General features: G+C 40.3%; 20 protein-coding genes. 9 read left to right on the forward strand and 11 right to left on the reverse strand.

Annotation, left to right across the window (positions count from 1 at the left end; translation table 11 throughout):
- Positions 1 to 8: 8 nt before the first annotated feature.
- Together ispA and xseB are read right to left on the reverse strand one after the other, a co-directional pair.
- The gene (ispA, locus tag H5181_RS13025) at positions 9 to 890 is read right to left on the reverse strand and encodes a (2E,6E)-farnesyl diphosphate synthase (RefSeq protein ID WP_011638238.1); all 882 of its coding nucleotides are present in this window, start codon (positions 888 to 890) and stop codon (positions 9 to 11) included.
- 39 nt (positions 891 to 929) lie between these two features.
- Complete coding sequence (xseB, locus tag H5181_RS13030; RefSeq protein WP_011638237.1) at positions 930 to 1,166, reverse strand: exodeoxyribonuclease VII small subunit; 237 nt, start codon at positions 1,164 to 1,166, stop codon at positions 930 to 932.
- Positions 1,167 to 1,505: 339 nt separating this feature from the next.
- On the opposite strand from xseB, the gene pomA reads away from it, so the two are divergent.
- The 3 genes from pomA to thiI all read left to right on the forward strand — a co-directional run bounded on the left by pomA (position 1,506) and on the right by thiI (position 5,021).
- Positions 1,506 to 2,273 carry a flagellar motor protein PomA gene (gene pomA / locus H5181_RS13035; protein ID WP_123881577.1) on the forward strand — a complete coding sequence of 256 codons (768 nt, stop codon included), beginning with the start codon at positions 1,506 to 1,508 and terminating at the stop codon, positions 2,271 to 2,273.
- A gap of 3 nt (positions 2,274 to 2,276) precedes the next feature.
- A complete protein-coding gene (locus H5181_RS13040; RefSeq protein ID WP_182751231.1) occupies positions 2,277 to 3,203 on the forward strand; it encodes a flagellar motor protein MotB in 927 nt (308 codons plus the stop codon).
- Between the two features lie 363 nt (positions 3,204 to 3,566).
- On the forward strand, positions 3,567 to 5,021 hold the full coding sequence (gene thiI / locus H5181_RS13045; RefSeq protein WP_059744317.1) for a tRNA uracil 4-sulfurtransferase ThiI: 1,455 nt from the start codon (positions 3,567 to 3,569) through the stop codon (positions 5,019 to 5,021).
- Positions 5,022 to 5,212: 191 nt separating this feature from the next.
- On the opposite strand, the gene H5181_RS13050 is transcribed toward thiI, so the two are convergent.
- Entirely contained in the window at positions 5,213 to 5,437 is a 225-nt protein-coding gene (locus H5181_RS13050) for a hypothetical protein (protein WP_182751232.1), read from the reverse strand.
- Between the two features lie 179 nt (positions 5,438 to 5,616).
- Here H5181_RS13050 and H5181_RS13055 point away from each other — a divergent pair, with 179 nt between their 5' ends.
- The 4 genes from H5181_RS13055 (at position 5,617) to rlmM (ending at position 8,960) form a co-directional block, all read left to right on the forward strand.
- Positions 5,617 to 6,528, forward strand: a complete 912-nt coding sequence (locus H5181_RS13055; RefSeq protein ID WP_011638232.1) for a transcriptional regulator GcvA — start codon at positions 5,617 to 5,619, stop codon at positions 6,526 to 6,528.
- Entirely contained in the window at positions 6,509 to 7,219 is a 711-nt protein-coding gene (locus H5181_RS13060) for an alpha/beta family hydrolase (protein ID WP_182751233.1), read from the forward strand. Before H5181_RS13055 ends, H5181_RS13060 begins: the two co-directional genes overlap by 20 nt.
- A gap of 175 nt (positions 7,220 to 7,394) precedes the next feature.
- Positions 7,395 to 7,775: a DUF423 domain-containing protein gene (locus tag H5181_RS13065; protein ID WP_011638230.1), complete on the forward strand. Its 381-nt coding sequence runs from the start codon at positions 7,395 to 7,397 to the stop codon at positions 7,773 to 7,775.
- Between the two features lie 96 nt (positions 7,776 to 7,871).
- A complete protein-coding gene (rlmM, locus tag H5181_RS13070) occupies positions 7,872 to 8,960 on the forward strand; it encodes a 23S rRNA (cytidine(2498)-2'-O)-methyltransferase RlmM (RefSeq protein WP_011638229.1) in 1,089 nt (362 codons plus the stop codon).
- Between the two features lie 114 nt (positions 8,961 to 9,074).
- Here rlmM and H5181_RS13075 read toward each other — a convergent pair whose 3' ends face one another.
- Positions 9,075 to 10,085 (reverse strand): isocitrate dehydrogenase, encoded by a 1,011-nt coding sequence (locus H5181_RS13075; protein ID WP_182751234.1) that lies wholly within the window; start codon positions 10,083 to 10,085, stop codon positions 9,075 to 9,077.
- A gap of 439 nt (positions 10,086 to 10,524) precedes the next feature.
- Here H5181_RS13075 and H5181_RS13080 point away from each other — a divergent pair, with 439 nt between their 5' ends.
- Entirely contained in the window at positions 10,525 to 13,392 is a 2,868-nt protein-coding gene (locus H5181_RS13080; RefSeq protein WP_182751235.1) for a prolyl oligopeptidase family serine peptidase, read from the forward strand.
- Between the two features lie 95 nt (positions 13,393 to 13,487).
- On the opposite strand, the gene H5181_RS13085 is transcribed toward H5181_RS13080, so the two are convergent.
- The 5 genes from H5181_RS13085 to H5181_RS13105 form a co-directional block, all read right to left on the reverse strand.
- Positions 13,488 to 13,886: a DUF3192 domain-containing protein gene (locus tag H5181_RS13085; protein ID WP_182751236.1), complete on the reverse strand. Its 399-nt coding sequence runs from the start codon at positions 13,884 to 13,886 to the stop codon at positions 13,488 to 13,490.
- 247 nt (positions 13,887 to 14,133) lie between these two features.
- Complete coding sequence (xni, locus tag H5181_RS13090) at positions 14,134 to 14,901, reverse strand: flap endonuclease Xni (protein WP_182751237.1); 768 nt, start codon at positions 14,899 to 14,901, stop codon at positions 14,134 to 14,136.
- Entirely contained in the window at positions 14,894 to 16,258 is a 1,365-nt protein-coding gene (gene ppnN / locus H5181_RS13095) for a nucleotide 5'-monophosphate nucleosidase PpnN (protein WP_011638224.1), read from the reverse strand. Before ppnN ends, xni begins: the two co-directional genes overlap by 8 nt.
- A gap of 62 nt (positions 16,259 to 16,320) precedes the next feature.
- Positions 16,321 to 17,877, reverse strand: a complete 1,557-nt coding sequence (locus H5181_RS13100; protein WP_182751238.1) for a GGDEF domain-containing protein — start codon at positions 17,875 to 17,877, stop codon at positions 16,321 to 16,323.
- A gap of 201 nt (positions 17,878 to 18,078) precedes the next feature.
- The gene (locus H5181_RS13105) at positions 18,079 to 20,184 is read right to left on the reverse strand and encodes a tetratricopeptide repeat protein (RefSeq protein ID WP_182751239.1); all 2,106 of its coding nucleotides are present in this window, start codon (positions 20,182 to 20,184) and stop codon (positions 18,079 to 18,081) included.
- 252 nt (positions 20,185 to 20,436) lie between these two features.
- Here H5181_RS13105 and H5181_RS13110 point away from each other — a divergent pair, with 252 nt between their 5' ends.
- Positions 20,437 to 22,263, forward strand: a complete 1,827-nt coding sequence (locus H5181_RS13110; protein ID WP_182751240.1) for a M61 family metallopeptidase — start codon at positions 20,437 to 20,439, stop codon at positions 22,261 to 22,263.
- A 90-nt stretch (positions 22,264 to 22,353) separates the two neighbouring features.
- On the opposite strand, the gene H5181_RS13115 is transcribed toward H5181_RS13110, so the two are convergent.
- Positions 22,354 to 22,911, reverse strand: coding sequence for a glutathione S-transferase family protein (locus H5181_RS13115; protein ID WP_182751241.1), 558 nt, complete (start codon positions 22,909 to 22,911; stop codon positions 22,354 to 22,356).
- A gap of 17 nt (positions 22,912 to 22,928) precedes the next feature.
- Complete coding sequence (gene rdgC / locus H5181_RS13120) at positions 22,929 to 23,840, reverse strand: recombination-associated protein RdgC (protein ID WP_011638219.1); 912 nt, start codon at positions 23,838 to 23,840, stop codon at positions 22,929 to 22,931.
- Positions 23,841 to 24,054 lie beyond the last annotated feature (214 nt).

Below are 24,054 nucleotides of genomic sequence, written 5' to 3' on the forward strand. Positions count from 1 at the left end.
ACTCTTTATTATAATCTTCGCTCAATAATGTAGTGGGCGAAGTCTGCAATTAACTGGCTATTGTATGGTAATTTAGTCAGCGCTGATAGTGCATCTTGTATTAGTTGTTCTGCACAGGCTTTGGCACCATCGAGACCTAATAGTTTCGGGAAAGTGCTTTTATTCGATTGCTGATCGCTGCCTTGTGGTTTGCCTAGCTCTTCGGTGCTAGCGGTAATATCTAAAATATCATCTTGCACTTGAAAAGCTAGCCCAAGCGTATGGGCATATTTCATCATTAATTTGTAATGCTCATCGGGTACGTCAGCAGCAATTAAGGCAAGCTCAACCGCACAACTGATTAACGCTCCGGTTTTTTTATTATGTAATTCGGTTAATCGGTCTAAATTTATACTGTGATCTGTTGCACTCAAATCAATCGCTTGCCCACCACACATACCTTGATAGCCTGATGCTTTCGCGAGTACTCTGACCATCGCCAGTTGTTGCTTCGGATGTAAGTCATTACAAGGGGCTGTGATAATTTCAAAAGCCAATGTTTGCAATGCATCACCGGCTAAAATAGCGGTGGCTTCGTCAAATGCAATATGCACAGTAGGTTGGCCACGACGAAGAGCATCGTTATCCATTGCCGGTAAGTCATCGTGTATTAACGAATAGGCATGAATACACTCAATGGCAGCAGCGGCTTTATCAAGTGCATTGATGTTAACACCTAACATGTCACCTACACTGTAGACCAAAAATGGTCTTATGCGTTTCCCGCCCAATAGCGCGCCATGCAGCATCGCTGCTTTTAAATCTGGTGCAGCGTCATCAAGCAGCGTTAAATGTTGGTTAAGAATTCCATTAACGCGATTTTGGTATGTTGTTATTGCTTCAGCTAACACGTATCAATACCTATTATTCAATACACACTATGTTGACGATTATTCACTTTCTACAGTGAACGACGCTAATTCGGCATCATCTTCATTTAATAAGATAGAGACTTTTTGCTGTGCTTGCTCAAGTTTGGCTTGGCTTTGACGAACTAACTTAATGCCGCGCTCAAACTGTTTAAGTGCATCATCCAGCGACACTTCACCTTGCTCCAAATGAGCAACAATGGTTTCAAGTTCAGTTAATGATTGTTCAAAACTGAGATTTTCAGGTTTTTTAGCCACGAGTTATATTCCTTTCATTCAGCGTGTGACAAGGTATATCAGCCCAGCGTATCGGTCAAATACAGTCGCTGGTTATTTGCTCAACAGCACGCTTTGTTATTGAATTTTGTTTAGAATGTACAAAAACAAGCTAAACTTGAGCCAAGTTTGTCCGATAACAAGTCATGATTTAACATTACTAGCGAAAAATAGTATTGAAACTTTTGCTGTAATACATAACGATGGGCATTGTTATCAACACAAAATGCTGACGGATTATTCGGGTCGTATAACGTGCGCTAACAGCACGGTGGAAGTAGCACAAATACGCAGCGTAATGACTGCGATTGAGGAGAGGTTGTGGATTTAGCTACCCTAATAGGTATTATCGGTGCTTTTGCATTTATTATTGGTGCAATGATCACCAGTGGTGGTATCGGATTATTTATCGATGTACCGTCAATTTTGATTGTTGTGGCAGGCTCTTTATTTGTGGTGATGATGAAATTTAACCTAAAGCAATTTTTAGGTTCAATAAAGATTGGTATGAAAGCCTTCATGTTTAAATTAGATAAGCCTGAAGACTTGATAGAACAAGCTGTCACCATGGCTGATGCTGCCCGTAAGGGCGGTTTTTTAGCATTAGAAGAAGCGGTTATTACCAACACCTTTATGCAAAAAGCCGTTGATATGTTAGTTGATGGCCATGACGGTGATGTGGTGCGCAACGCATTAGAAAAAGACATTGCATTAACTGAAGAACGTCACAAAACCGGGGTGGGTATTTTTAAAGCCATGGGCGATGTGGCACCTGCAATGGGCATGATTGGTACTTTGGTTGGTTTAGTGGCGATGCTATCTAACATGGACGACCCCAAATCCATTGGCCCTTCAATGGCAGTTGCATTGTTAACAACTCTCTATGGTGCGGTGATTGCCAACATGATCGCCATCCCGATGGCGGATAAATTATCATTACGAATGAACGAAGAATTGCTTAATCGTAATTTAATTATGGATGCGGTTTTAGCGATTCAAGATGGGCAGAACCCACGAGTTATTGAAGGATTTTTGAAGAATTATTTGGCTGAAAGTCTGCGAAAAATTGATACAACGGACGGAGAGTAACTCATGGCTAAGGCCAAGTGTGATTGTCCACCCGCTGGCGCCCCTATGTGGCTGGCCACATTTGCAGACTTAATGTCGTTGCTGATGTGTTTCTTCGTGTTGTTGCTAGCGTTCTCTGAAATGGACGTGATGAAGTTTAAACAAATTGCTGGCTCTATGAAGTATGCATTCGGGGTGCAAAATAAAGTTGAAGTGAAAGACATTCCTAAGGGGACGTCTGTTATTGCGCTTGAATTCCGCCCTGGTCGCCCCGATCCCACGCCCATTGAGATCATTAATCAACAAACCAATGAAATGACTCAGCCGACGATAGAATATCAGGCGGGTGAAGAAGACAGTGCTGGTGGTACTCAAAAGCAAAGCGGTGAGCAACGTGGTGGCAATGCAGCCGCAACAGCGCAACAAGAAGCTGAAGCTGTTAAAAAAGACGCAGCCTCTTCGCAAGAAAACATTAATGATCAAGTTAAAAAAATGGCTGAAAAACTCAATGAAGAAATTGTTGATGGTGCCATTGAAATTGAATCTTTAGGCCAACAAATTATTATTCGTATTCGTGAGAAAGGCTCGTTTGCTTCTGGATCAGGTTTTTTACAACCTAAGTTCAAACCGATTGTGCGCTCTATTGGTGAGTTATTAAAAGATGTCCCCGGCATTATTACTGTGTCAGGTCACACTGATGGTGCAGATATCAATAATGAGCTTTACAGTTCAAACTGGGAATTATCAACTCAACGAGCTGTTGCTGTGGCTCATGAGTTAAGAAGAGTCTCTGGTTTTGATGAATCCAGGATGAAAGTAGTTGGAGAGGCATCTAACCGACCATTAGTCGCCAATGATTCCAATGAAAATCAAGCTCGAAACCGTCGTGTTGAAATCTCCATCGAGCAAGGTAAAGCTAAAGAGTCGAATGAAATAATAGTGACTAAATAGTTTGCCATCAAATGTTAAGCGCAATCTCTGTAGATTAACGAGGTTGCGTTTTTTTTGTTCTAGCAATATGGTTTTTAGTCATAAAATGGCTTTTAGCTATCGATATTCACAAGCCGAACACTATCAACTATGTCTCGACCTATGACGAATCACAGATAAACAAAGTGAATATGTTTGGTTAATAGGCATCCTTTGGTATAATCCGCAAATTATTGCATACGCTTTACTCTGCGCTTGATGGCTTAAGCTAACCGAGTAGACAGAGCTTTGCTGTTTTTTTATTTATTATCAATGTATTACTATCTCTTTACCGAGTAACACCGAGTGTAGTTTTATTGTGATGGTTATACCTGTGGACGCCCCATGAAGTTTATTGTAAAGCTGTACCCTGAAATTATGATGAAGAGCAAGTCGGTAAGAATGCGCTTTACCAAAATGCTTGAAACTAATATACGTAATGTGCTTAAAAATGTGGATGAAGGTGCAAAAGTACAACGTTTATACGATCGTATCATCGTGCAAGTACCGAGCGATAAACCTGAATTGTGTGACGTTTTTGCAGAGCGACTAGCTTGTATTCCAGGTATTGCTCATGTGGTGCAAGTGAGTGAGTACAGTTTTGATTCGATCGATCATATTTATCAGCAAGCTTTGCCTAAATACCGTGATGAAATTGCCGGTAAAACTTTTTGTGTCCGCGTAAAACGTTCTGGTAATCACGACTTTAATTCAATTGATGTTGAGCGTTATGTCGGTGGTGGATTAAATCAACACACTGAGGCGCTAGGGGTAAAACTTAAAGACCCTGACGTAACCGTTAATCTTGAAATCAATCAAGATAAGCTTTACATGGTTGAACGTCGCATTCAAGGTTTGGGCGGTTTTCCTATGGCGACACAAGAAGATGTGTTGTCACTTATTTCGGGTGGTTTCGATTCTGGTGTGTCGAGTTTTCAGTTTATTAAGAAAGGCGCTCGTACCCATTACTGTTTCTTTAATTTAGGTGGCGCTCAGCACGAAATTGGCGTTAAGCAAGTCGCGTATCACCTGTGGAAAAAGTACGGTGAGTCTCACAAAGTACGTTTTGTGTCAGTGCCATTCGAGCCCGTGGTTGAAGAGATTTTAGAGCGTATTGATAACGGTCAAATGGGTGTGGTACTTAAACGTGTAATGATGCGTGCAGCGACACGTATTGCTGACAAATACGGTATTCAAGCGTTAGTAACAGGTGAGAGCTTAGGTCAAGTATCAAGCCAAACACTGACTAACCTAAATGTTATTGATCGCAGTACCGATTTATTGATTTTACGCCCGCTTATCGCAATGGATAAACAAGATATTATTAATCAGAGCCGTATTATTGGCACTGAAGATTTTGCGAAGTCTATTCCCGAGTATTGTGGTGTGATTTCACAAAAACCTACAGTTAAAGCGGTATTATCTAAGGTTGAAGCAGAAGAGCTGAAATTCTCTGAAGATTTAATCGACCGTGTAGTAGCATCTGCAGTGGTAATGGATATTCGTGATATTGAAGCTGAAATGAACCAACAAGTGACCGAAACTGAAACGGTTAAAGACGTAGCTTCAGGTGAAATAATCATTGATGTTCGTGCTCCTGAAGAAGAAGAACGTAGCCCATTATTAATTGATAATGTAATGGTTAAAGCGATTCCATTCTTTAAGTTAGCGACCCAATTTGCCGATTTAGATAAGTCTAAAACGTATTTATTGTATTGTGACCGTGGTGTGATGAGTAAGCTGCAAGCCTTATACCTTGTAGAGCAAGGCTATACTAACGTTAAAGTGTATCGTCCTTAAGTCTTCGAAACGACACCGTCTTTACGGTGTTGTGACTTGGAGCTATTTGGGTGACTTATCCTCTTTCGTGTTGGTTGAAGCGGTGAGCTGGAGCAGTAATACGCTTCGAGTGCGACGAATCACAGACAATAAAAAACCGCATTTAATGCGGTTTTTTATTGTCTCAGTAACGTGCTTAAGATGAACTGGCTCTAATTAGCTTGAACCGCTTCTGAAGTTTTTTGTTGTTCATCATTGTCAGCAACTAAAATGCTGTTAACATCATAATTGATATCAATTTGCATCGCTTCAATGCTTTGCGATAATTCAGCATGTAAATCGATCATATCGATAGGTTCTAGTTCAGTCGCTTGAGCAGAAGATAAACCCGTTATGGATGTTAACGCGACTGCAAAAATAGTGTTTAGGTTGAACATTGGGGGTGAGCCTCCAGGCTAATAAGTCACATTTGCCGGACTATCCCAGTAACATCGTAGAGATTGTCCAACTGTATTTTCAATGATGCTAATTTAACCAAACACAGTGTTCTTTACAAACGACAAAAAATAACGATAATCATTAGAAAAACTAATTAAAAAACGAGAGATTGATCACTATGTCTAGACGATTACCTCCTTTGAATGCAGTTAAAGCATTTGAAGCTGCAGCACGACATTTGAGCTTTACCCGCGCCGCAGAAGAGTTGTTTGTCACTCAGGCTGCAGTGAGTCATCAAATTAAAGCATTAGAAGATTTTTTAGGGCTAAAACTGTTTAGGCGTAAAAACAGATCATTATTGTTAACAGAAGAAGGGCAAAGCTATTTTCTGGACATTAAAGACATTTTTATTGAGCTCGGCGAGGCTACTAATCGTCTGCTTGCCCGAAGCGCGGTCGGATCGTTAACGGTGAGTATGTCTCCGAGTTTTGCTATTCAATGGTTAGTGCCTCGTTTAGCTAAATTTAGCGAAAAAAATCCTGATATTGATGTGCGTATTAAAGCGGTAGACAGTGATGCCAGTTCGTTAACCGATGATGTCGATGTGGCGATTTATTACGGTCAAGGTAACTGGCCTGGATTACGTGCTGATAAACTGCGTAATGAAGTGCTGATTCCAGTATGCTCACCATTATTACTCAATGGCCCTAAGCCATTAATTCAGCCTAGCGATTTAAAGCTCCATACCCTATTACATGATTCCAGCCGTCAAGATTGGCAGGCATGGTTTAGGCAATGTGGCGTCACTGACATCAATGTCAATCAAGGACCGATATTTAGCCATTCTTCATTAGTGCTGCAAGCTGCTGCGCATGGCCAAGGTGTGGCATTAGGATATAGCGTACTAGCAAGACCTGATATCAAAGCAGGGCGCTTAGTGTGCCCGTTTTCTGAGGTGCTGGTGAGCAAAGATGCTTATTATTTAGTGTGTCAGCAAAATCATTCTGAAATAGGTAAAATTTCAGCTTTTAGAGAGTGGATGGTTGATATGTTTGCAGAGGAGTCGCGTAGTGAGTTGCTTACCGGATAATACGCCAGTGTTAGCTGATGATTTTCTTTTGCAAGGTTCTAAAAGTGACACCTTGATTGTTTTTGCTCATGGTGCTGGTGCGAATATGCATCATCAATATATGACCTCGATGACCGATAAGTTAATCGCTCAAGGCTATCAAGTGTACCGATTTAATTTCTTGTATATGCAAGCCAATATGCAAGATGGTAAACGTCGTCCGCCTGATCGAGCACCTAAATTACTTGCGCACTATGAACAGGTGCTGCTAGATATTCAACAAAAAATGGCTCTTGGGCTTATCAATTGTCAGCGGATAATCTTAATGGGTAAGTCAATGGGTGGCCGTATGTCGGCAATATTGACCAGCTCAGACCATCAATTACAACAACCTCTTGTTAAAGATGTAGCCAATAGAATTAGTGCCATTGTGTGTTTGGGCTACCCTTTTATTCCTCTCAAAGGTGGAGAACCACGACTTGCGCCTATTCAGCACAATTCAATTCCGATGCTGATTGTTCAAGGTGAGCGAGATAAATTTGGCGATCTTCAACAAGTACCCAATTGGGCTTTGGGTGAACATGCTGAAATCTGTTGGATTGGTGATGGTGACCATAGTTTGCAACCGCGAAAATCTTCTGGTTATACCCTTGAGGGCAATCTTGATCATGCCATCGAGAATATTAGTCAGTTTATTACCCGATTAGGTTAATGCTGTAACGCTATGTTTTACGCATATGCGGCGTCTACTTTGCTGATAGCTTGATCAACCCTAGCATCAATATTAACACTACATGAATACTAACGGTGATGGTTTAAGTCACGAAAATCAGCTTACTTCAATAGTATGATGCATTGTCGATTTATGTTGTATGAGGTTAAGTAAAATGAATAAAGGTCTATTATTGTTTGCCACATTAAGTGGTTTTATGGCTGTAGCACTGGGTGCTTTTGCTGCTCATGGGCTTAAAACTATCGCACCACCGGAATTAGTGAGTATTTTTAAACTCGGGGTCGATTATCAGTTTTATCATACCTTCGGATTGATTGCGTTGGCTTTTTCTGCTCATTGGATCCCATCTAAGTTGATCAACTGGGCTGCTTATAGCTTTATTGCCGGGATAATATTGTTTTCTGGTTCGCTATACCTTTATGCCTTTACGGGGGCTAAATGGATTGGCCCAATTACGCCTATGGGCGGGTTATGCTTCTTAGTGGGGTGGTTGTTATTTGCTGCGGCGATTTGGCATGCAAAATCAGCAGAATAATGCCTTAGCTAAATTCTCCCACCTTGAGCATTTTTGAGTATAATAGCGAGATTATTGTCTCGCTATTATGCGAATATCCTTACGCTAAGGCTCCAAATGAAAAACCTATTCCTATTTTGTCGCTCAGGCTATGAAAAAGACTGTGCGGCAGAAATTCAACAACGGGCAACTGAATTAAATGTGGGTGGTTTTGTTAAAACCAACATCAACGATGCCTATGTGATCTATCAATGTTTTGACGATAATGGTGCCGATACGTTAGTTAAGGAATTGGCGCTTAGTTCATTAGTTTTTGCGCGTCAGATGTTTGCCGCTGGTGAGTTGTTGAGTGATTTGCCTGAACAAGATCGAGTAGGGCCTATTGTGGCTTCATTGGCCGCACTGTCAAAATGTGGTGAGCTACGCGTTGAAACGCCTGACACCAATGAAGCAAAAGAATTATCTGCATTTTGTCGCAAATTGACAGTGCCGTTACGTCAAGGTTTAAAAAAGAGCGGCGCATTGCTTAACGCTGAGAGTGACCGCCGTCCAATTATTCATGTGTGTTTTATCGGGCCTGGCAAAGCGTATGCGGGTTATTCGTTAAGCCACAATAGTTCGCCACACTTTATGGGTATTCCTCGGTTAAGAATGGCTGCAGATGCGCCTAGTCGTTCAAGCCTTAAGCTAGACGAAGCTTTTGGAGCTTTTTTAACTAAAGAAGAACAAGAAACACGTTGTCGTAGTGGGTTAAATGCTGTTGATTTAGGCGCTTGTCCTGGTGGTTGGACTTACCAATTAGTTCGCCGCGGGATGATGGTTGCTGCCGTTGATAACGGTCCAATGGATCCAAAATTGATGGAAACAGGCCAAGTTAAGCATTACCGTGCAGATGGTTTTCGTTTTGAGCCACCGCGTAAAAATGTGTATTGGTTAGTGTGTGATATGGTTGAAAAGCCAGCCCGAGTTGCTGAATTAATGGAAGCATGGGCGATTAATGGTTGGTTTAAAGAAGCTATTTTTAATCTTAAGTTACCCATGAAAAGCCGCTATAAAGAAGTTAGCGTGATTTTAGAAACCATTGGTGCCATTTTAACTGAAAATGAAATTGATTTTAAAATGCAGTGTAAGCACCTTTATCATGACCGCGATGAAGTGACCGTGCATTTATGGATATTCCCTGAAAAGGGTGTGAGCTACGCATAAAAATACTATTGCGCCGCTAACAAAAAGCCCCTTATGCAACATTGCATAAGGGGCTTTTTAGTTAATGACAGATAACTCAGTCATTAACGTAACTATTAACGTAACCATTAACAATTATCCTAGACGCTCGAGTACTGCTTGAGTGAAGTCGGTAGTGCCGTGAGTGCCGCCTAAATCGCGAGTCGTACGGTCGCCTTCTTCAATCACAGCCGATACTGCGCTACGGATCATCTCAGCTTTATCAGACATACCTAGGTATTCTAGCATTTGAATCGACGCTAAAATTACCGAGGTTGGGTTAGCTAAGTTTTTACCTGCGATATCTGGTGCACTGCCGTGTACCGCTTCAAATATAGCAGCATCGCGACCGATGTTTGCACCTGGAGCCATGCCTAAACCGCCTACAAGACCGGCACATAAGTCAGACAAAATGTCGCCAAATAGGTTAGTGGTCACGATAACATCAAAGTTTTCAGGATTCATAACCAGTTTCATACAAGTGGCATCAACAATCATTTCTTCGGTGGTGATGTCTGGGTAACGCAGACTCACTTCACGTGCCACTTTCAAGAATAAACCTGAAGTTGATTTCATGATGTTAGCTTTATGAACGATAGTCACTTTTTTACGATTTTCTTTACGAGCAAGTTCGTAAGCAAATGTGGTGATTTGCTCTGCACCTTGACGAGTAATAATACTGGTCGCTTCGGCTGTTTGACCATCGTCAGAGATTTTTTGACCTAAGCCTGAGTACATACCTTCAGTGTTTTCACGCACGGTAATGATATCAATGTTCTCATAACGCGCTTGGGTTCCTTTAAATGAAATCACCGGGCGCACGTTAGCATAAAGACTGAACTTTTTACGTAAGCTTACATTAATAGAGGTAAAACCTTCACCGACAGGTGTGGTTAAAGGTCCTTTAAGCGTAATGCGGTTTTTCTCGATAAGGTCTAATGTACGTTGTGGTACTAATTCACCGTGCTTTTCTAACGCCGTTAACCCTGCATCTGCAAATTCATATTCAAAGTTACATCCTGCTTTGTCGAGGATTTTCAATGCTGAATCGATAATGCTTGGGCCAATCCCATCACCTGGGATCACGGTTATTGTACGTTTTGACATGAATAGTCCTTCCACGGTTGTGGTTACTGCAATTGATAGACCGCATATATGGCACGGCTAGGTGACGATAAAAAGCGTCGTTTTTCTGCGGCGTATTTTAACGACTTTTAATGTTTATTTACAGAAAATAGTGAGTATTATCACATTATTTCCGTTATTTTTAAGTCAATTCTAATTTGATTGTTTTACTATGAACCTTTATTACAAATCGTTTACTTGTAAAGTACCTTAATGCTGAAGATTTATCTGCGGTTCAATGTTTTATTGGCAGCATTAGCTTATTCTGTAAGCATTTTTTATAAAGACGACTTTGGTCGCATGTCATGTCTTTTGCTGGTTGGCTTAACGTTAGCTAGTCAATATTGAGATAATCCAACACGATGATCTATTACGGTGATCTATAACAATAATCAATTAACGTTACCATTAGAGGAAAACTGTGAAATTATTCAATTTAATTCCATTGGCAGTCTGTCTGTCATTTAATGCCCATGCGGCTCCACAACGTGCACTGTCCCTTGATGACATTATGCATTTTGAAACCTTACAACAGCCGGTTATTTCTGATAATGGTAAAGTGATTGCGGTACAGGCTACTCCTGATAGAGGCGATAGTCGTGCATTAATCCGTTTTAGTGATAACAGTAAACAGTATGAAATTGCCAATGGCACCGATGTGAATGTCAGTGCTGATGGCAAATTTGTGTTGGCGACCATTGAAGCGAACTTATTTGAGCGAGAAACCAAGAAGAAAGCCGATTTACCCCATGAAGTGGTCTTACTGAATACTCAAAGTGGTAAGCAACAGACGTTTGAGAATGTTGAATCTGCCCTATTTAGCGACAATGGTCATTTTTTAGTTTTAAAATTTAAAATTAACAAGCCTGAGTCTACGAATGAGAAATCTGAATTATCGGAATCTATGGCTGTTGAATCCATTGCTTCAGAGTCTAAAGCTTCTGAATCTATTAGCCCCGAATCTATTGCCGCTAAAAAAATGGCTAAGTCTGAAGATGAGACTCATGCTGAAATTGAGGAGGCTGATAAAGGTGCTGATATTCGGTTAATTAATTTGGCTACCAATCAACACTCGCAGGTATCTGATGTGACACAATTCGCTTTTGATAAAACTGGGAAGCATTTTGTTGCAGTCGTCAATCAAGGTGAAAATCAACTACATCAAGTTGTATTGGTGACATTGGATGACCAAAAACAGCGTCAGCTTTATGGTAGTAGCGATGAACATATTGAAGCATTAGCGATCCGCGATGATGGTCAATACGTTGCCGTGACGAAAGGTGCCGCGAATTCGACACGCTATGGCCGTGAGCATGATATGTTGCTTATTGATGTAGAGCAGAATAAACAACAGCAATTTGCTCAGTCTGAAGGTTGGACATATAACCAGTACTCAAGCTTACAGTTTTCAAAAGACGGCCAACGTTTGTATGTTGGTCGAGTCCCCAAAGTCGCACAGCAAGCTGAATTAGCTGATTATCAAAATGCCAATGATGTCTTTAATCCAAATATTATCACGGCAAAAAAGCAGTTACGTATTTGGCATGGAGATGATGCCAAAATTAAGCCTCAAGAAGTCAAAGAATATGAGCAAGAATTAAAGCGCACTTATTTAGCCGTTTTACACTTAGATTCAAATAAGTTAGTCCAGTTAGCCGATAAAATGGTGCCAGATGTCACTTACGGTGAACAAGCACGTTTTTTATTGGCCAGTTCTGATGTGCCATATCAAAAAATGATCACCTGGGCAGGCTTTTATCGTGATGTGTATTTGGTTGATGTAAACAACGGTAATAAAATTCCTGTGTTAACTCAGCAACCCAGTGATGCAATGCCTACACTGTCACCGAATGCTAAGTTTCTGGCTTATTATCAGCAAGGTAACGTGTTTCTGTTAGATATTGCATCTCAACGTCGAGTTAATTTGACTGCTAATATTACGACACCTTTTGCTGATGAAGATCATGACTATCCCAGTGCTGCACCCGGTTACGGTTTTGGCCCTTGGTTAGCCGATGATAGTGCGATAACCGTTTATGATAAATATGATGTATGGCAGTTTAGTACCACATCTAACCAAGGGTTTATGCTAACCAATGGCGAGGGGCGAAAGCAGAAAACTCAATTCAGGCTAGTTGGCTTAGTGAAGGATGAATTGTTACCCGCGGTAGTGAGTGATGCTGAAATTGTACTATTGCAGGGTTATAGTCATCTATCAAAAGCAGACGGATTTTTTAGCGCTCAAATTGGCATAGCGGGTGTGAAGCGCTTAACCGAAAGCAACAGTAAATTAACGTTGCTTGCCAGAGCGAATAAAGCCTCGACAGTGGTGTTTTCGAAACAGCGCTATGGTTTGTATCCTGATTTGTATATTGCAGCTAATACCTCACCACAGAACGCCCAACAGGTGACCCAACTGGATAAGCAGCGTAAACCCTTTAAATGGGGCAATGCGGAGCTAGTACATTGGCGAGATGGTGACGGCGTTAACATGGATGGAGTCCTCATTAAGCCAACAAATTACCAAGCCGGTAAACAGTATCCAACCTTAGTGTATTTCTATCGTTTTATGAGTGATAGGTTGCATGCGTTTCCTGATATGAAACTCAATCATCGACCTAACTTTGCTTGGTATGCAGATAATGGATATGCGATTTTCTTACCTGATATTCGTTTTGAGATTGGTTATCCGGGGATTTCCTCAGTTAAAGCCTTGACCGCTGGCGTACAAAAATTGATAGCGATGGGAGTTGCCGATCCTGATGCTGTTGGTATTCAAGGGCATTCTTGGGGCGGCTATCAGAGTGCTTATGCGGTAACCCAAACCAATATCTTTAAAGCGGTTGTTACTGGTGCTCCGGTGTCGAATATGACCAGTGCTTACAGTGGTATTCGCCATGGTTCAGGGTTAGCAAGACAATTTCAATATGAAACCGGTCAAAGTCGAATGGGTGAGAGTTTGTTCAAAGCACCACAAAGGTACATTGAAAACTCGCCTATTTTTTATGTTGATCGCATCCAAACACCCATGATGATTATGTTTGGTGATAAAGATGATGCAGTGCCTTGGGAGCAGGGGATTGAGTTGTATCTAGCAATGCGTCGTGCAGGCAAGGATGTGGTATTTTTACAATATGAAGATGAGCCACATCATTTGAAAAAGTATCCCAATAAACTTGATTATACCATTAAGATGAAGCAGTACTTCGATCATTACTTGAAAGGTGAGCAAACCCCTAATTGGCTTCGCCAGGGTGAAGCTTATCAGGAATATAAAAAAGTAGATTAAACAGCTATCAATGTTTATCTAAATGAACAAAAAAACGCCCTATGCTGATACAAATAGGGCGTTTTTTGTTATTGATACCACAGATATAGAACGAGTTATTGCGGATCTTGATGGGTTATTGGCACAGCAAAATATTGATCTTCAGTGTCTTGTCCCCATGAAATTAGCAGATTATCTCTGAATAACAATGGCGTGCACTCTTCTTTAGTGGTTTCACCGTCTGATTTTATATGGTGGGTACGGTAATACATCACTTGATATTGTCCATCTATGCCGGTTTTGGCTTCGACAAAATCTGCACTGCCTAATAATGTTCGGATCTCATCAAGGCTTTGACCAAAGCTGACTTCGCTCATTTTTTGTAAATTGAACGCCTGGCGATCATCCCAAGCTCTGTCTTCTGGCTGTGGTTCATAAACAAAAATCACCACGGCAACAAACAGTAAATAGGCAGTGAAAATTCCACCGATGATATATGTCACTTTATTGTTCATAATCTGGATAATCCATTATGGTATAAATGTCGTTGACTGTATGTAAGCTCAACTCTGGATAATAAACGGTTATCATCTAGTATTTAGTTCCGCTACCTGCATTGTATCGGCTTACCATAAACCTGCTATTATGATGTAAACCCCTTGGTAACATCCGTGGCAAGAGTGATATAGCAGACTCTAAATACATTCGTTTTAACGCTATAGCCCATCCTTTATCCAGAGTGGCAGTTAGCTTATTATGACATTAGTTTGTTATCGGATTGATCCTAAATTGTTTCAAATTAATATTCAGTGGAATATCGCATTGCAATTGGGCTAATTTATAACTAATTCTGGCTATCTCTTTTCCTTCGGCTAATTTAAGTGCTTGCTTGGCGCCAAGGTTATCTAAAGAGCGATATAAATTAGCCAGCGTTCTAAATTTATTGAGTAAATCAGCTGCAGATTTTGGGCCTATCCCCATAATGCCAGGTATTTTATTGCCGCTGTCACCTGCTAGTGCAATAAAGTCGAGCATTTGGTATTGCTCTATTCCCAGTTTCTTTTCATATTGCTGAACATCAAAAACCTGTTGATTAAAATGATCCCACAAGGTGAGGTTTTTAGTTGGTAACTGGCTAAAGCCTTTGTCGGTTGACACGATAATCACTTCTCCCTTGTTGCTGATCATTTTCATCGCAATGGTGGCGATAACATCATCGGCTTCAGATTGAGCGTCAAAGGAGTTGATATCGTGTTCTGCAAGTGTGGCTTTGATATTTACCAGGCCATCACTTAATGCCGTTGGCATGGGTTTACGACCTTTCTTGTAATCGCTGTACAGTGTTTTGCGCCAGGATGGCTCATTGCCATCCCAAACGACCATGCAATGGGTTGGTTGATGTTGCAGCAACATTTTTTTAGATGCAGCTAAAACGCGTTCTTGAACGCTAGTAATATCGTTTTCATCAGGTAACACCGCATGAATGCGGCGTACGAGGTTGAGTCCGTCAATTATGAGTAGTTTATTCATTTGTTTTTATTATGTCGTAGCAGGGCACGTAAGCGCTTCCTGGCAGTTTCATTCGTTGTTGTTTAACAAAAGCGTTTAATAGCTTATCCATCATGAGCATAAGCTTAGCATCACCTTCAATCTTAAAGGGACCAAACTCTTGAATCAACTTGATGGTGTCGCCTTTTACATTACCAGCGACAATACCTGAAAACGCTTTACGTAAGTTAGCGGCAAGCTCTGCCTTGTTTTCTTGAAAATAGAGATTTAAATTTGCCATAACTTCATGGGTCGGCGCAAAGGGTAATTGAAATTCGGGTTCAATTTTGAGAGACCATTGATACTGGTAAGCATCGCATTTTTCTTTACGGTAGATTTTTACCTCTTCCATTCCTTGCTTCATTATTTGCGCCACTTTGGCTGGATCATCAATAATGATTTGATACTTGCTCTGTGCTTCTGCGCCTAATGTCGCCCCAATAAATTCATCGATAACGGTAAAATACTCTGCACTTTCAGCTGGTCCAGTTAACACGAGTGGAAAGGATGCATGGCAATTGTCTTTATTTAATAAAATACCTAAAAAGTAGAGTAATTCTTCAGCCGTTCCGGCTCCGCCAGGGAAAATGACAATACCATGGCCTAAACGGACAAAGGCTTCTAGGCGTTTTTCTATATCGGGTAAAATAACTAATTCATTAACAATTTGGTTGGGGGGTTCTGCTGCAATAATACTGGGTTCGGTTAAACCGATATAACGGGCATTATGAACACGTTGTTTTGCGTGGGCTATTGCTGCGCCTTTCATTGGGCCTTCCATTGCGCCAGGGCCGCAACCGGTGCAAATATCTAATCTACGAAGCCCTAGTTGGTAGCCGACATCACGGGTATATTGGTATTCAACTGCATTGATGCTGTGTCCTCCCCAACAAACGACGACATTAGGATCTTTCATTGGCGAGATAGCTTGAGCATTGCGTAAAATATCAAACACAACATTGGTAATGTGGCTAGCATTGCTTAAATCAATATGCTTTAAATTTTCGTACTTGTTGCTGATGTATATAATATCGCGGAGTACTGCAAACAAATGTTCTTGAATACCGACAATTATTTCACCGTCGACGAAGGCTTGTAGAGGAGGATTGATGAGTTCAATTTGTATGCCTCTTTCGCGCTGTAAAATATTAAGGCTAAAAGATTCATAGCGAGTAAACAGTTCTTCTGAACTGTCGCTGATAAGCCCTGAAGCTAACACTGCGAGTGAGCAATTTCGATATAATTGATAAAGGTCACTTTTTGCGCCTTGTTTTAGGCGCTCGACTTCTAATTGAGAAAGCTGATCTAGACTACCTCGTGGACTAATTTTTACTATCATAAGCAACTCCTTTGGACTCGAGTATTTGATGCCGAGCCCAAAGAAAATCGTCTTGGGATGGGCTAGATATCAATTACGACTCGGTCTCTGCCGTTGTTTTTTGCTTGGTATAATGCAGCATCGGCTCTTTCGAAAGCTTCTTCAAGCGTTTCGTTTTCCATGACTTGTGCAGCACCTATAGATAATGTAACTGTAATTCTCTGATTTTTAAACTTAAACGGAATATTTTTGATTTTCTCTCTTACTCGATTCAATAATTGAGAGATATGCTCATCAGTAACATCAGGTAATAGTAATACAAATTCCTCACCGCCATAACGAGCGACAAACTCACTATCACGTAATGAATTTTTTAATGCCATAGCGATGACTTGCAGGGTTTTATCGCCGGTACTGTGGCCAAAGTTATCGTTAATATTTTTAAAGTGGTCTATGTCTGTAACTGCTATCCACAATGGTGTTTTAAAGCGGACATGGTTGCGATATTCTTGCTCCATGCGATCTTCTAATGCTGTACGGTTTGCCAATTGGGTAAGCGGATCGAGAAGGTTGAGCTTTTGATGTTCAAATAGCTTTTCTTTGTAACTATTCGCTTCCTGGCTCATTGAATTGAGCTCTTTACGCATTGACTCTATTGATTTACGTAAGATGGTTTGCTCACGTTGTTCTAAAGCCTCTTTACGAGACAGTGAATCGCGAAGTGAAGATAACTGCACTGTCAGTTGAATCTTTAATTGGCTAAGATCATAGGCATCTACCACTAACTCGTCGGCGTTATTGACGCGTAAATTGATTTCTTTATTTAATTGGCCTTTAAGTTGCTCACAACGTTGGTTATTGTTATGGGTGTTATTGACCACATCGCGAACGATAGTTAGAGCATCATTGAGGGCAAATAAAAAGTCTTGTGATGCGGTTTTTTCGCGAGCAATATTCTCTAACAGCAGGCTCAATATCGATTGGTAAGATTCCAGTAAGTTATTTAAGCTGATATCACCAAGTAACACTTCTTTTATAACTAGAATTTGGTCGCGTTGATCTTTTCTAAATTCAATTTCAGCAATTTTAGCGGCAAGCTCTTTAGCTAGCTGAACATGGTGAGGCAAGATCTCGTAATTGTCGGCATCTGCAAATTCATGTTTTAAAATTTCTTCGTAGAAAAAAATCAGTTTTTCTACTTTAGGGATATATTCCCATACTGTATGGAATGGTTTGCCTAATTCTTGCTTAAAGTAGGTGATTTCTTTTTTTAATTTATCTGGAGCAGAGTTAATTCGTTGGATCTGACGGATCACTCGATTGAGCCCATTACGACTGTCTTCTAAACGAGTCATTGTATGGTTATATTGAGATTTTAATAATCTTTCGATATCGACGAGTTCTGGTAGTGCTTCGTCAATTTGCTCAAAATCGTGCATATGATGGCGCAATTTAGCCAGTTTATTATCGAGTTCTAAATTTTGCCCTTTACAAGCAAGACTCAGATGAGTGATAAATTGAATTAATGTTTTCAATTTATCATTGCGATCGGTATTAATCTCTTCCAGAGCAAGTTTAGCTGCATGGAGCTTTTGCTTCATCAACGAAATTTGAGTTATCGCTGTATTTGACTCTTTCATTTTGCAGTGCCTGCTCTCATTTTCAACTAAAGGCATCTATTGCCGTGATTGGGATATTAATTTAGACAGCAAATGGAATTTATAGTAACTAACCTATCATCGATTAACATTATAGTAATGTTATCTCAATAATGTTGTGCAGCAAATCCAATTACCGTACAAAATCTCATAACGGGCTACAATTGCATATTTATTAAACGATTAGTTTTTCGGCCAGTTGATATCTTGGGTGTTCCGATTACTTTCCGCACGAATGATGCCGCGATTAAGTGCTTGAGTCAGATTTAAATATAGTGGGCGCATAAAAACAGCCGCTGGTGCAAAATTAAGTGGTCGCAATGAAACATAAGCGGGTTGCTCTGTTATCTCCATTGCTGCAGCTAGTGCGAATTGCAATGTTTCAAATTGTAATTCTGCACTGATGCTGGCATCTGGGTTGCCCAGTAATGGTAAATTAATGTGGCCAATACTGGCATGTTGAACCGCGGATAGGCTAGCAAAGTTAGGAATGGTAAATTGGGTCTCTTGTAATTGTTTAAGACACTCAATGACAGCATGTAGGATATTTTCTGCGTTATATTGCTTATCGAAATAACATGCAATTAATCCTGAACGAATGATAAAAACTTCAGTATCTAGATGTTTACAGAACTGGCTATTAAAATGTTGCATTAATACTACAGACTCAGTGAGCCCAAGCTGAATATCAATATTGTTTAATTTATTAATATTCACTAACGCAAGCGTTTTAGATTCTGTGTGTTTTAGTGTGCTTATCCGTTGAATAAACGCCCTGTAACCTTGTGCTTGTGTTATTGGGTCTATGGTATTTAAACGTTGGGCGTTAAGGTATAAAGTATTTCGTTGCTGAAATTTTCTGTAGATAAATATCAACACGATAATCGCAATACTAAAACCGAGAATTAATACTAAAATGATAAATTGATTGTATTTATTTTTCGCAGTTTGTTGTTGTAGTTTATTTTGCAATAAACCCAGCTCGAATTTTAGTTTTTGTTCAGTGAGTTCAGAGAAATCATTTGTTTGTTCGGTTTTTTCTTGCGATGTATTGATCAGTTCAACAATGGCATCGACTGTTGCAAGTGCTGCGTTGGGATTGTTAGTTTTTCGATATGCGGTAGATAAATAGCCTAATGCTTCTGTTTGCACATCATTTAAATGTTTCTTTTTAGCCAGTTCAATAGCCTTACTCGCATGATCAATCGTCTCATTCCACATGCCTTCACTAGTATTTATTTGGGCAAATAGTAGTTCGTTGTGTACTAAGTAATGTTCTACTTTTCGAGCCCTAAATATATCATTTGCACGTTGCATTACGTTCAATGCTGCTTGGATATTATTTAATTTGAAGTAAGCTTCGCCTAAGTTGTTGTAGGTGAGTCCGATGGCTATTTCATTTCCCATACGCTCATTGACTTGCTGGACATTTAAATAATAGTCAATGCTTTTATTCCATTGATCTTGGCCTGCGTAAATCATTGCGATAACCGTTAAGGTCTCGGCTAAGTAGACATCTTGGCCTATCGCTTGAAGTATTTCGGCCGCATTATGAGCATATTTTAGTGCATCATCCCATTGTTCTAAATCTCGGTATGTACGCGCAAGATTAAGTTGTGTATGTGCTTTAATTCCTGGGTAGTCTAGGCTATTAGCTAAACGAAATGCTTCACTATAATGCTGTAGTGACTTGGCTTGATCGCCATTAAGATTGTAATAACGACCTAACTGGGTTTCGGCATCGGAGATAAAATAATTATTGTGTAATTGGTAAGCAATATCGCGGTAACGATTTAAGTGAGAAAATGCTGGAGTAGGTTGAAGGAGCAGTGAATGTAACATGCTGAGTTGTTCATGAAGCGTTGATTTAAACAGCGTGCTTTCTAAACTGACATCTGTGTTTACCATATTCAGCGCATCATTATATTCAACTATCACCTGATTATATTCTTGGTTTTGACGCCCTTTAATCCGCGCTTTAAGCATAATGACGACAGCTTGTTCAAGTGTGGTTGATGCTATCGTGTCTAATTGTGTTATGAGCAATTCGGCATCTTGATATTTAGTTGGTGATGTCAGTTTTGCTTCTAAATTGAGCCTAGCTAATAGCTCTAAATCACGATGGAGTTCATTTGGAGGGTAACTTAATTCATTAGCGGCTTGCTCAAACTCCACATTATTTGAAAATTGTAACGGGAACTCGGTGGCCCTCATTAGCTTTGTATAAAGCTTTTGTGGATTTTCTTTGAACAATATTTCTTGCTGCTCAATATCCCTTGCCGAAACCATTGAACTTAATAGTATCGAACATAATATGACCAAAGAAAAGCAACGCAGCATAGTCAGAAATACCTTTTATAGTGTTAGTTAACGTGGACTTCATTTCACGTGATATGAATAAATAAACGTACGTTGATCTGATGTTCGTAGAGAGTGTTTTTCACTAAGTTGCAAATTGCCACTGTGTTAATGAGTCTAGATCGTTATAATTGTTCGGAATTTAAAATAAAAACAATAGAATCATACCAGAAGGAACCTAGAGTGAAACCTACTTCTCTTGCAATTTTAACCAGCAGTGCCATTTTTTCGATGAGTTGGGCAATGCCAGCACTTGCAGATGTCGATTACCATATCGATATTAATCAACCTACACACCATTTAGCTCAAGTGAGTGTTTCATTTCCTCAATCGGATTCGGACGTATTAACGGTTAATTTACCGGTATGGCGAACGGGTCGTTATCAAGTATTACCGGTTGCAGATGGAGTAAGATTGTTTAATGCGACCGACAGTAAAGGGAAGTCATTACCTTGGAAGCGTACCGCCAGCGGTGAATGGCAAATCGCCTTAACTAAACCTACATCGGTGAAGGTTACATATCAATTGCATGCCAATGAGCTTGGTGAGCGTTTACGTCACATTGATAGTAGTCATGCTTTTTTAGATGCCAGTGGTGTCTTTATGTATAGCCCTGAATTTCGTCAGCAACCTGTTACTGTCAACATGGAAGTACCAGAAGGTTGGAAAAGCTATTCTGGCATGGATAAAGGCAACACATCACATTCATTTAAAGCAGCCAATTATGATGTGTTAGTTGATTCACCGATAGAAACCGGCATAAACCAGCATGTCAGCTTTGAGGCTGATGGTCGTGATTACGACGTGGTATTTTGGGGCGAAGGCAATTACGATACTCAAAAAATTGTCGCAGATCTCACTAAAATCAGTGGCCAGGCATCGGCTATTTGGCCTGATTACCCGTTTAAGCGATATGTTTACATGGTGCATGCAACCAGTGGTGCTCGTGGCGCAACAGAACATCTCAACTCTACCATTATCCAACTACCACGATTTAATTTTCGTGAACGGGAAGATTATTTGCGTTTTATTAGTACCGCTTCGCACGAGTTTATTCATACCTGGAATGTTAAAGCTTACCGACCTCAAGGGCTGGTTCCGTATGATTATCAGTCGGAAAATATGACCGATTTACTGTGGATGGCTGAAGGCTCCACCAGTTATTTCCAAAATCAATTATTGTTACGCGCTGGAGTGATAACAGCCAAAGAGTTCTTTGACGATTTAAGTCAACGTATTGTGCTTAATCAACATAACCCAGGTCGTGAAGTCCAATCTGTAGCAGAAGCCAGTTTAGGCCAGTGGAGTAGCACTTGGGGCGATTATGCGGTTAATCACAGTGTGAATATTTACTCTGAAGGTTACTTGGCTTCAATGGCACTTGATTTTAGTTTGCTAAGCGATACGCAACTTGCTCATTCATATAGAGATGTCCATAAAGCGCTTTATCAACAATACAAAATTCCATTAAGTTATAACGTCGCGGACGTGCAATCTATTTTAAAAAACCTTTCTGGTAAAGATTACCAGTCGTGGTGGACTGAATATGTAAACCAACCATTTAGTTTACCTTTTGATGACTTGTTGGCACATGCTGGTTTGATCACAACTTATGGTCAATCTCCTAAAACAGAAGTAGATGCCGGAATGATGTTGTCTGGCTTATATAACGATTTAATCATTGCAAGTGTGCTAAAAAATGGCCCAGCTTGGAATGCTGGTGTTGCTGCCGGAGATGAAATTGTTGCGGTTAATGGTTTAAAGGTTACCGCGGATGGTTTAACTAAACGTCTTAATGATTTTAATGTTGGTGATACGATTAAACTAAGCATATTCAGGGATGAGCGTTTAAAAGAAGTGAGTTTACTCCTAACGGAACAACCCAAAGGTGACTTATCAATTGCGTCTGTGGATAAGGTGACTGATGCGCACAAAGCGTTTTATAAAGCGTGGTTGGGGGTTGAATGGCCGTTTAATGACGAGGGTGAGTGGATTAACACTACTGACTAAATCAACTAGGGTCACAGTGCTCTGAGCACTGAGATACCAGCATTGAAGAAAATAAAATGCCCTGATAACAGGGCATTTTTATGTCAAGGATTACATCGGTGGAGCCGTTTCGATAAAAAATGGCTCTTTTTCTATTGTGGCTAAAAATATTTTCAGTTTTGGATAATCTTCGATATCAATCCGTTGGCGGAAAACCGCCCAACTTAAATAACAACCTAAGCGCAATTGCACATCATTAAACGGTCCGTATAGCGGTAGTTCGAATTTTTCAAATTCAGCTAGTGTTGCGTTAATGCGTTGGGCTTGTCTGATTGTGTAATCAAAACGCTCAATATCAACGCCATCACGAGATAAGAAAAACAAGTTAATTGAACTGTCTAGCGCAGTATTGATCATGCAAAACTGATCTAGTTCTACCACGGTATCAAGGTACGTTTTTGATGACTTGTGACGGATGTAGCGCAAGATAGCGCTTGAATCCGTTAACGATAGCTCACCATCGTGTAAAAAAGGTACACGTTTAGTTGGGGATAGCTTTGCGCTGCTAGCCTGATCTGTTTCAATAAATTGATAATCTAATGTTGATTCCAATAAGGCTATTCGGCAATGCCGAACAAAAGGAGACGTAAAGCTACCGTAAAGTTTCATGGGTTACCCTTATGGTATTAGACGCTCTGCTCTAAAGGACCAAATGCTTGATTTACCGCATTGACGAAAGCCACTAACTCACTGCCCATTAAGGCAAAATCAGCGTCTAAACGTGCTAATGGATCTTCAGTACCAACTTCATCATTACCTGCTCTAAACTCTTCAGAAAACTTAAGTCGTTTAATACTGGCATCAGACTGCATCAAAAAGGCAATTGACTGGCCAAAATGTAATGCCAGTTTGTGCACTTGCTTACCTGTTGCAATATGGGCTAGTACTTCATCTTCTTGCAGCACTTGTTGTTTGAAGCGAACAATACCGCCTTCATCAGAGTCTGATTTAAGTTCGGCTTCATCCTGCATTTCAAAAGGTGCAGGCGCTTCACCCGCTTGTAACCATTGCGTTAACGTTGACTCGATTGGTGTGGCATAACTTAGCGGGATAACTGGTAAGCTGCCTAAGGCTTTGCGCAATAACGCTAATAGTTCTTCTGCTTTGGTTGCACTAGAACTATCGACTAAAATCATCTCTAGCTCAGGCATGATGAGAGCATGAGTTTGGCTACGACGAGAAAATGCACGAGGTAATAATGTTGTGGTGATTTCGTCTTTAATGGTGTCTTTTTCTTTTTTAGTGACTTTACGATTTTCTAACTCTTCAATCTCTGCCACTTTTTCATCTAGCGCTTCTTTTATCACTTGACCTGGAAGAATTTTTTCTTCTTTCGTGACACAGAGTAAGTGACGGTTTTCAGCGCTGTGTACTAATGCCTGGCCTTTTTTACCTAGGGCATTTGAGAAACCAAATTTACTGATATCTTGGCTTGAACAAGGTGAGAAGGTGAAATCTGCTAAGGCATTTTCTAATGTTTCAGTGTCGGTTGTGAAAGGTTTGTTGAAACGATACAAGGTGAGATTTTTAAACCACATAGAAGGCTCTCATTAATTAAAGAAGAAAAAGACAATAAGCTAAGTTTACGGGATAGAAGCGAAGCGGTAAACCTCCAAAAAAGTGCTCTGCAAGGCTAATTGCAATCGTACAAATCAGAATTCATCAAATTGTCACAATTGAATTTAACATCCTGAAACTACTGTTATAGCTAGGTTTCGAATATTTTTATCGCTGAAATGTCGACGAATATAA

Source organism: Shewanella sp. SG44-2, from assembly GCF_014164215.1.
GTDB classification, from domain to species: Bacteria; Pseudomonadota; Gammaproteobacteria; order Enterobacterales; family Shewanellaceae; genus Shewanella; species Shewanella frigidimarina.

What these genes read in the sequence shown, in the direction of transcription:
- H5181_RS13040 (WP_182751231.1), top strand. Translation starts at nt 2,277, where the DNA reads ATGGCTAAGGCCAAGTGTGATTGTCCACCCGCTGGCGCCCCTATGTGG.
- thiI (WP_059744317.1), top strand. Translation starts at nt 3,567, where the DNA reads ATGAAGTTTATTGTAAAGCTGTACCCTGAAATTATGATGAAGAGCAAG.
- H5181_RS13050 (WP_182751232.1), bottom strand. Translation starts at nt 5,437, where the DNA reads ATGTTCAACCTAAACACTATTTTTGCAGTCGCGTTAACATCCATAACG.
- H5181_RS13055 (WP_011638232.1), top strand. Translation starts at nt 5,617, where the DNA reads ATGTCTAGACGATTACCTCCTTTGAATGCAGTTAAAGCATTTGAAGCT.
- H5181_RS13065 (WP_011638230.1), top strand. Translation starts at nt 7,395, where the DNA reads ATGAATAAAGGTCTATTATTGTTTGCCACATTAAGTGGTTTTATGGCT.
- rlmM (WP_011638229.1), top strand. Translation starts at nt 7,872, where the DNA reads ATGAAAAACCTATTCCTATTTTGTCGCTCAGGCTATGAAAAAGACTGT.
- H5181_RS13075 (WP_182751234.1), bottom strand. Translation starts at nt 10,085, where the DNA reads ATGTCAAAACGTACAATAACCGTGATCCCAGGTGATGGGATTGGCCCA.
- H5181_RS13085 (WP_182751236.1), bottom strand. Translation starts at nt 13,886, where the DNA reads ATGAACAATAAAGTGACATATATCATCGGTGGAATTTTCACTGCCTAT.
- xni (WP_182751237.1), bottom strand. Translation starts at nt 14,901, where the DNA reads ATGAATAAACTACTCATAATTGACGGACTCAACCTCGTACGCCGCATT.
- ppnN (WP_011638224.1), bottom strand. Translation starts at nt 16,258, where the DNA reads ATGATAGTAAAAATTAGTCCACGAGGTAGTCTAGATCAGCTTTCTCAA.
- H5181_RS13100 (WP_182751238.1), bottom strand. Translation starts at nt 17,877, where the DNA reads ATGAAAGAGTCAAATACAGCGATAACTCAAATTTCGTTGATGAAGCAA.
- H5181_RS13105 (WP_182751239.1), bottom strand. Translation starts at nt 20,184, where the DNA reads ATGGTTTCGGCAAGGGATATTGAGCAGCAAGAAATATTGTTCAAAGAA.
- H5181_RS13115 (WP_182751241.1), bottom strand. Translation starts at nt 22,911, where the DNA reads ATGAAACTTTACGGTAGCTTTACGTCTCCTTTTGTTCGGCATTGCCGA.
- rdgC (WP_011638219.1), bottom strand. Translation starts at nt 23,840, where the DNA reads ATGTGGTTTAAAAATCTCACCTTGTATCGTTTCAACAAACCTTTCACA.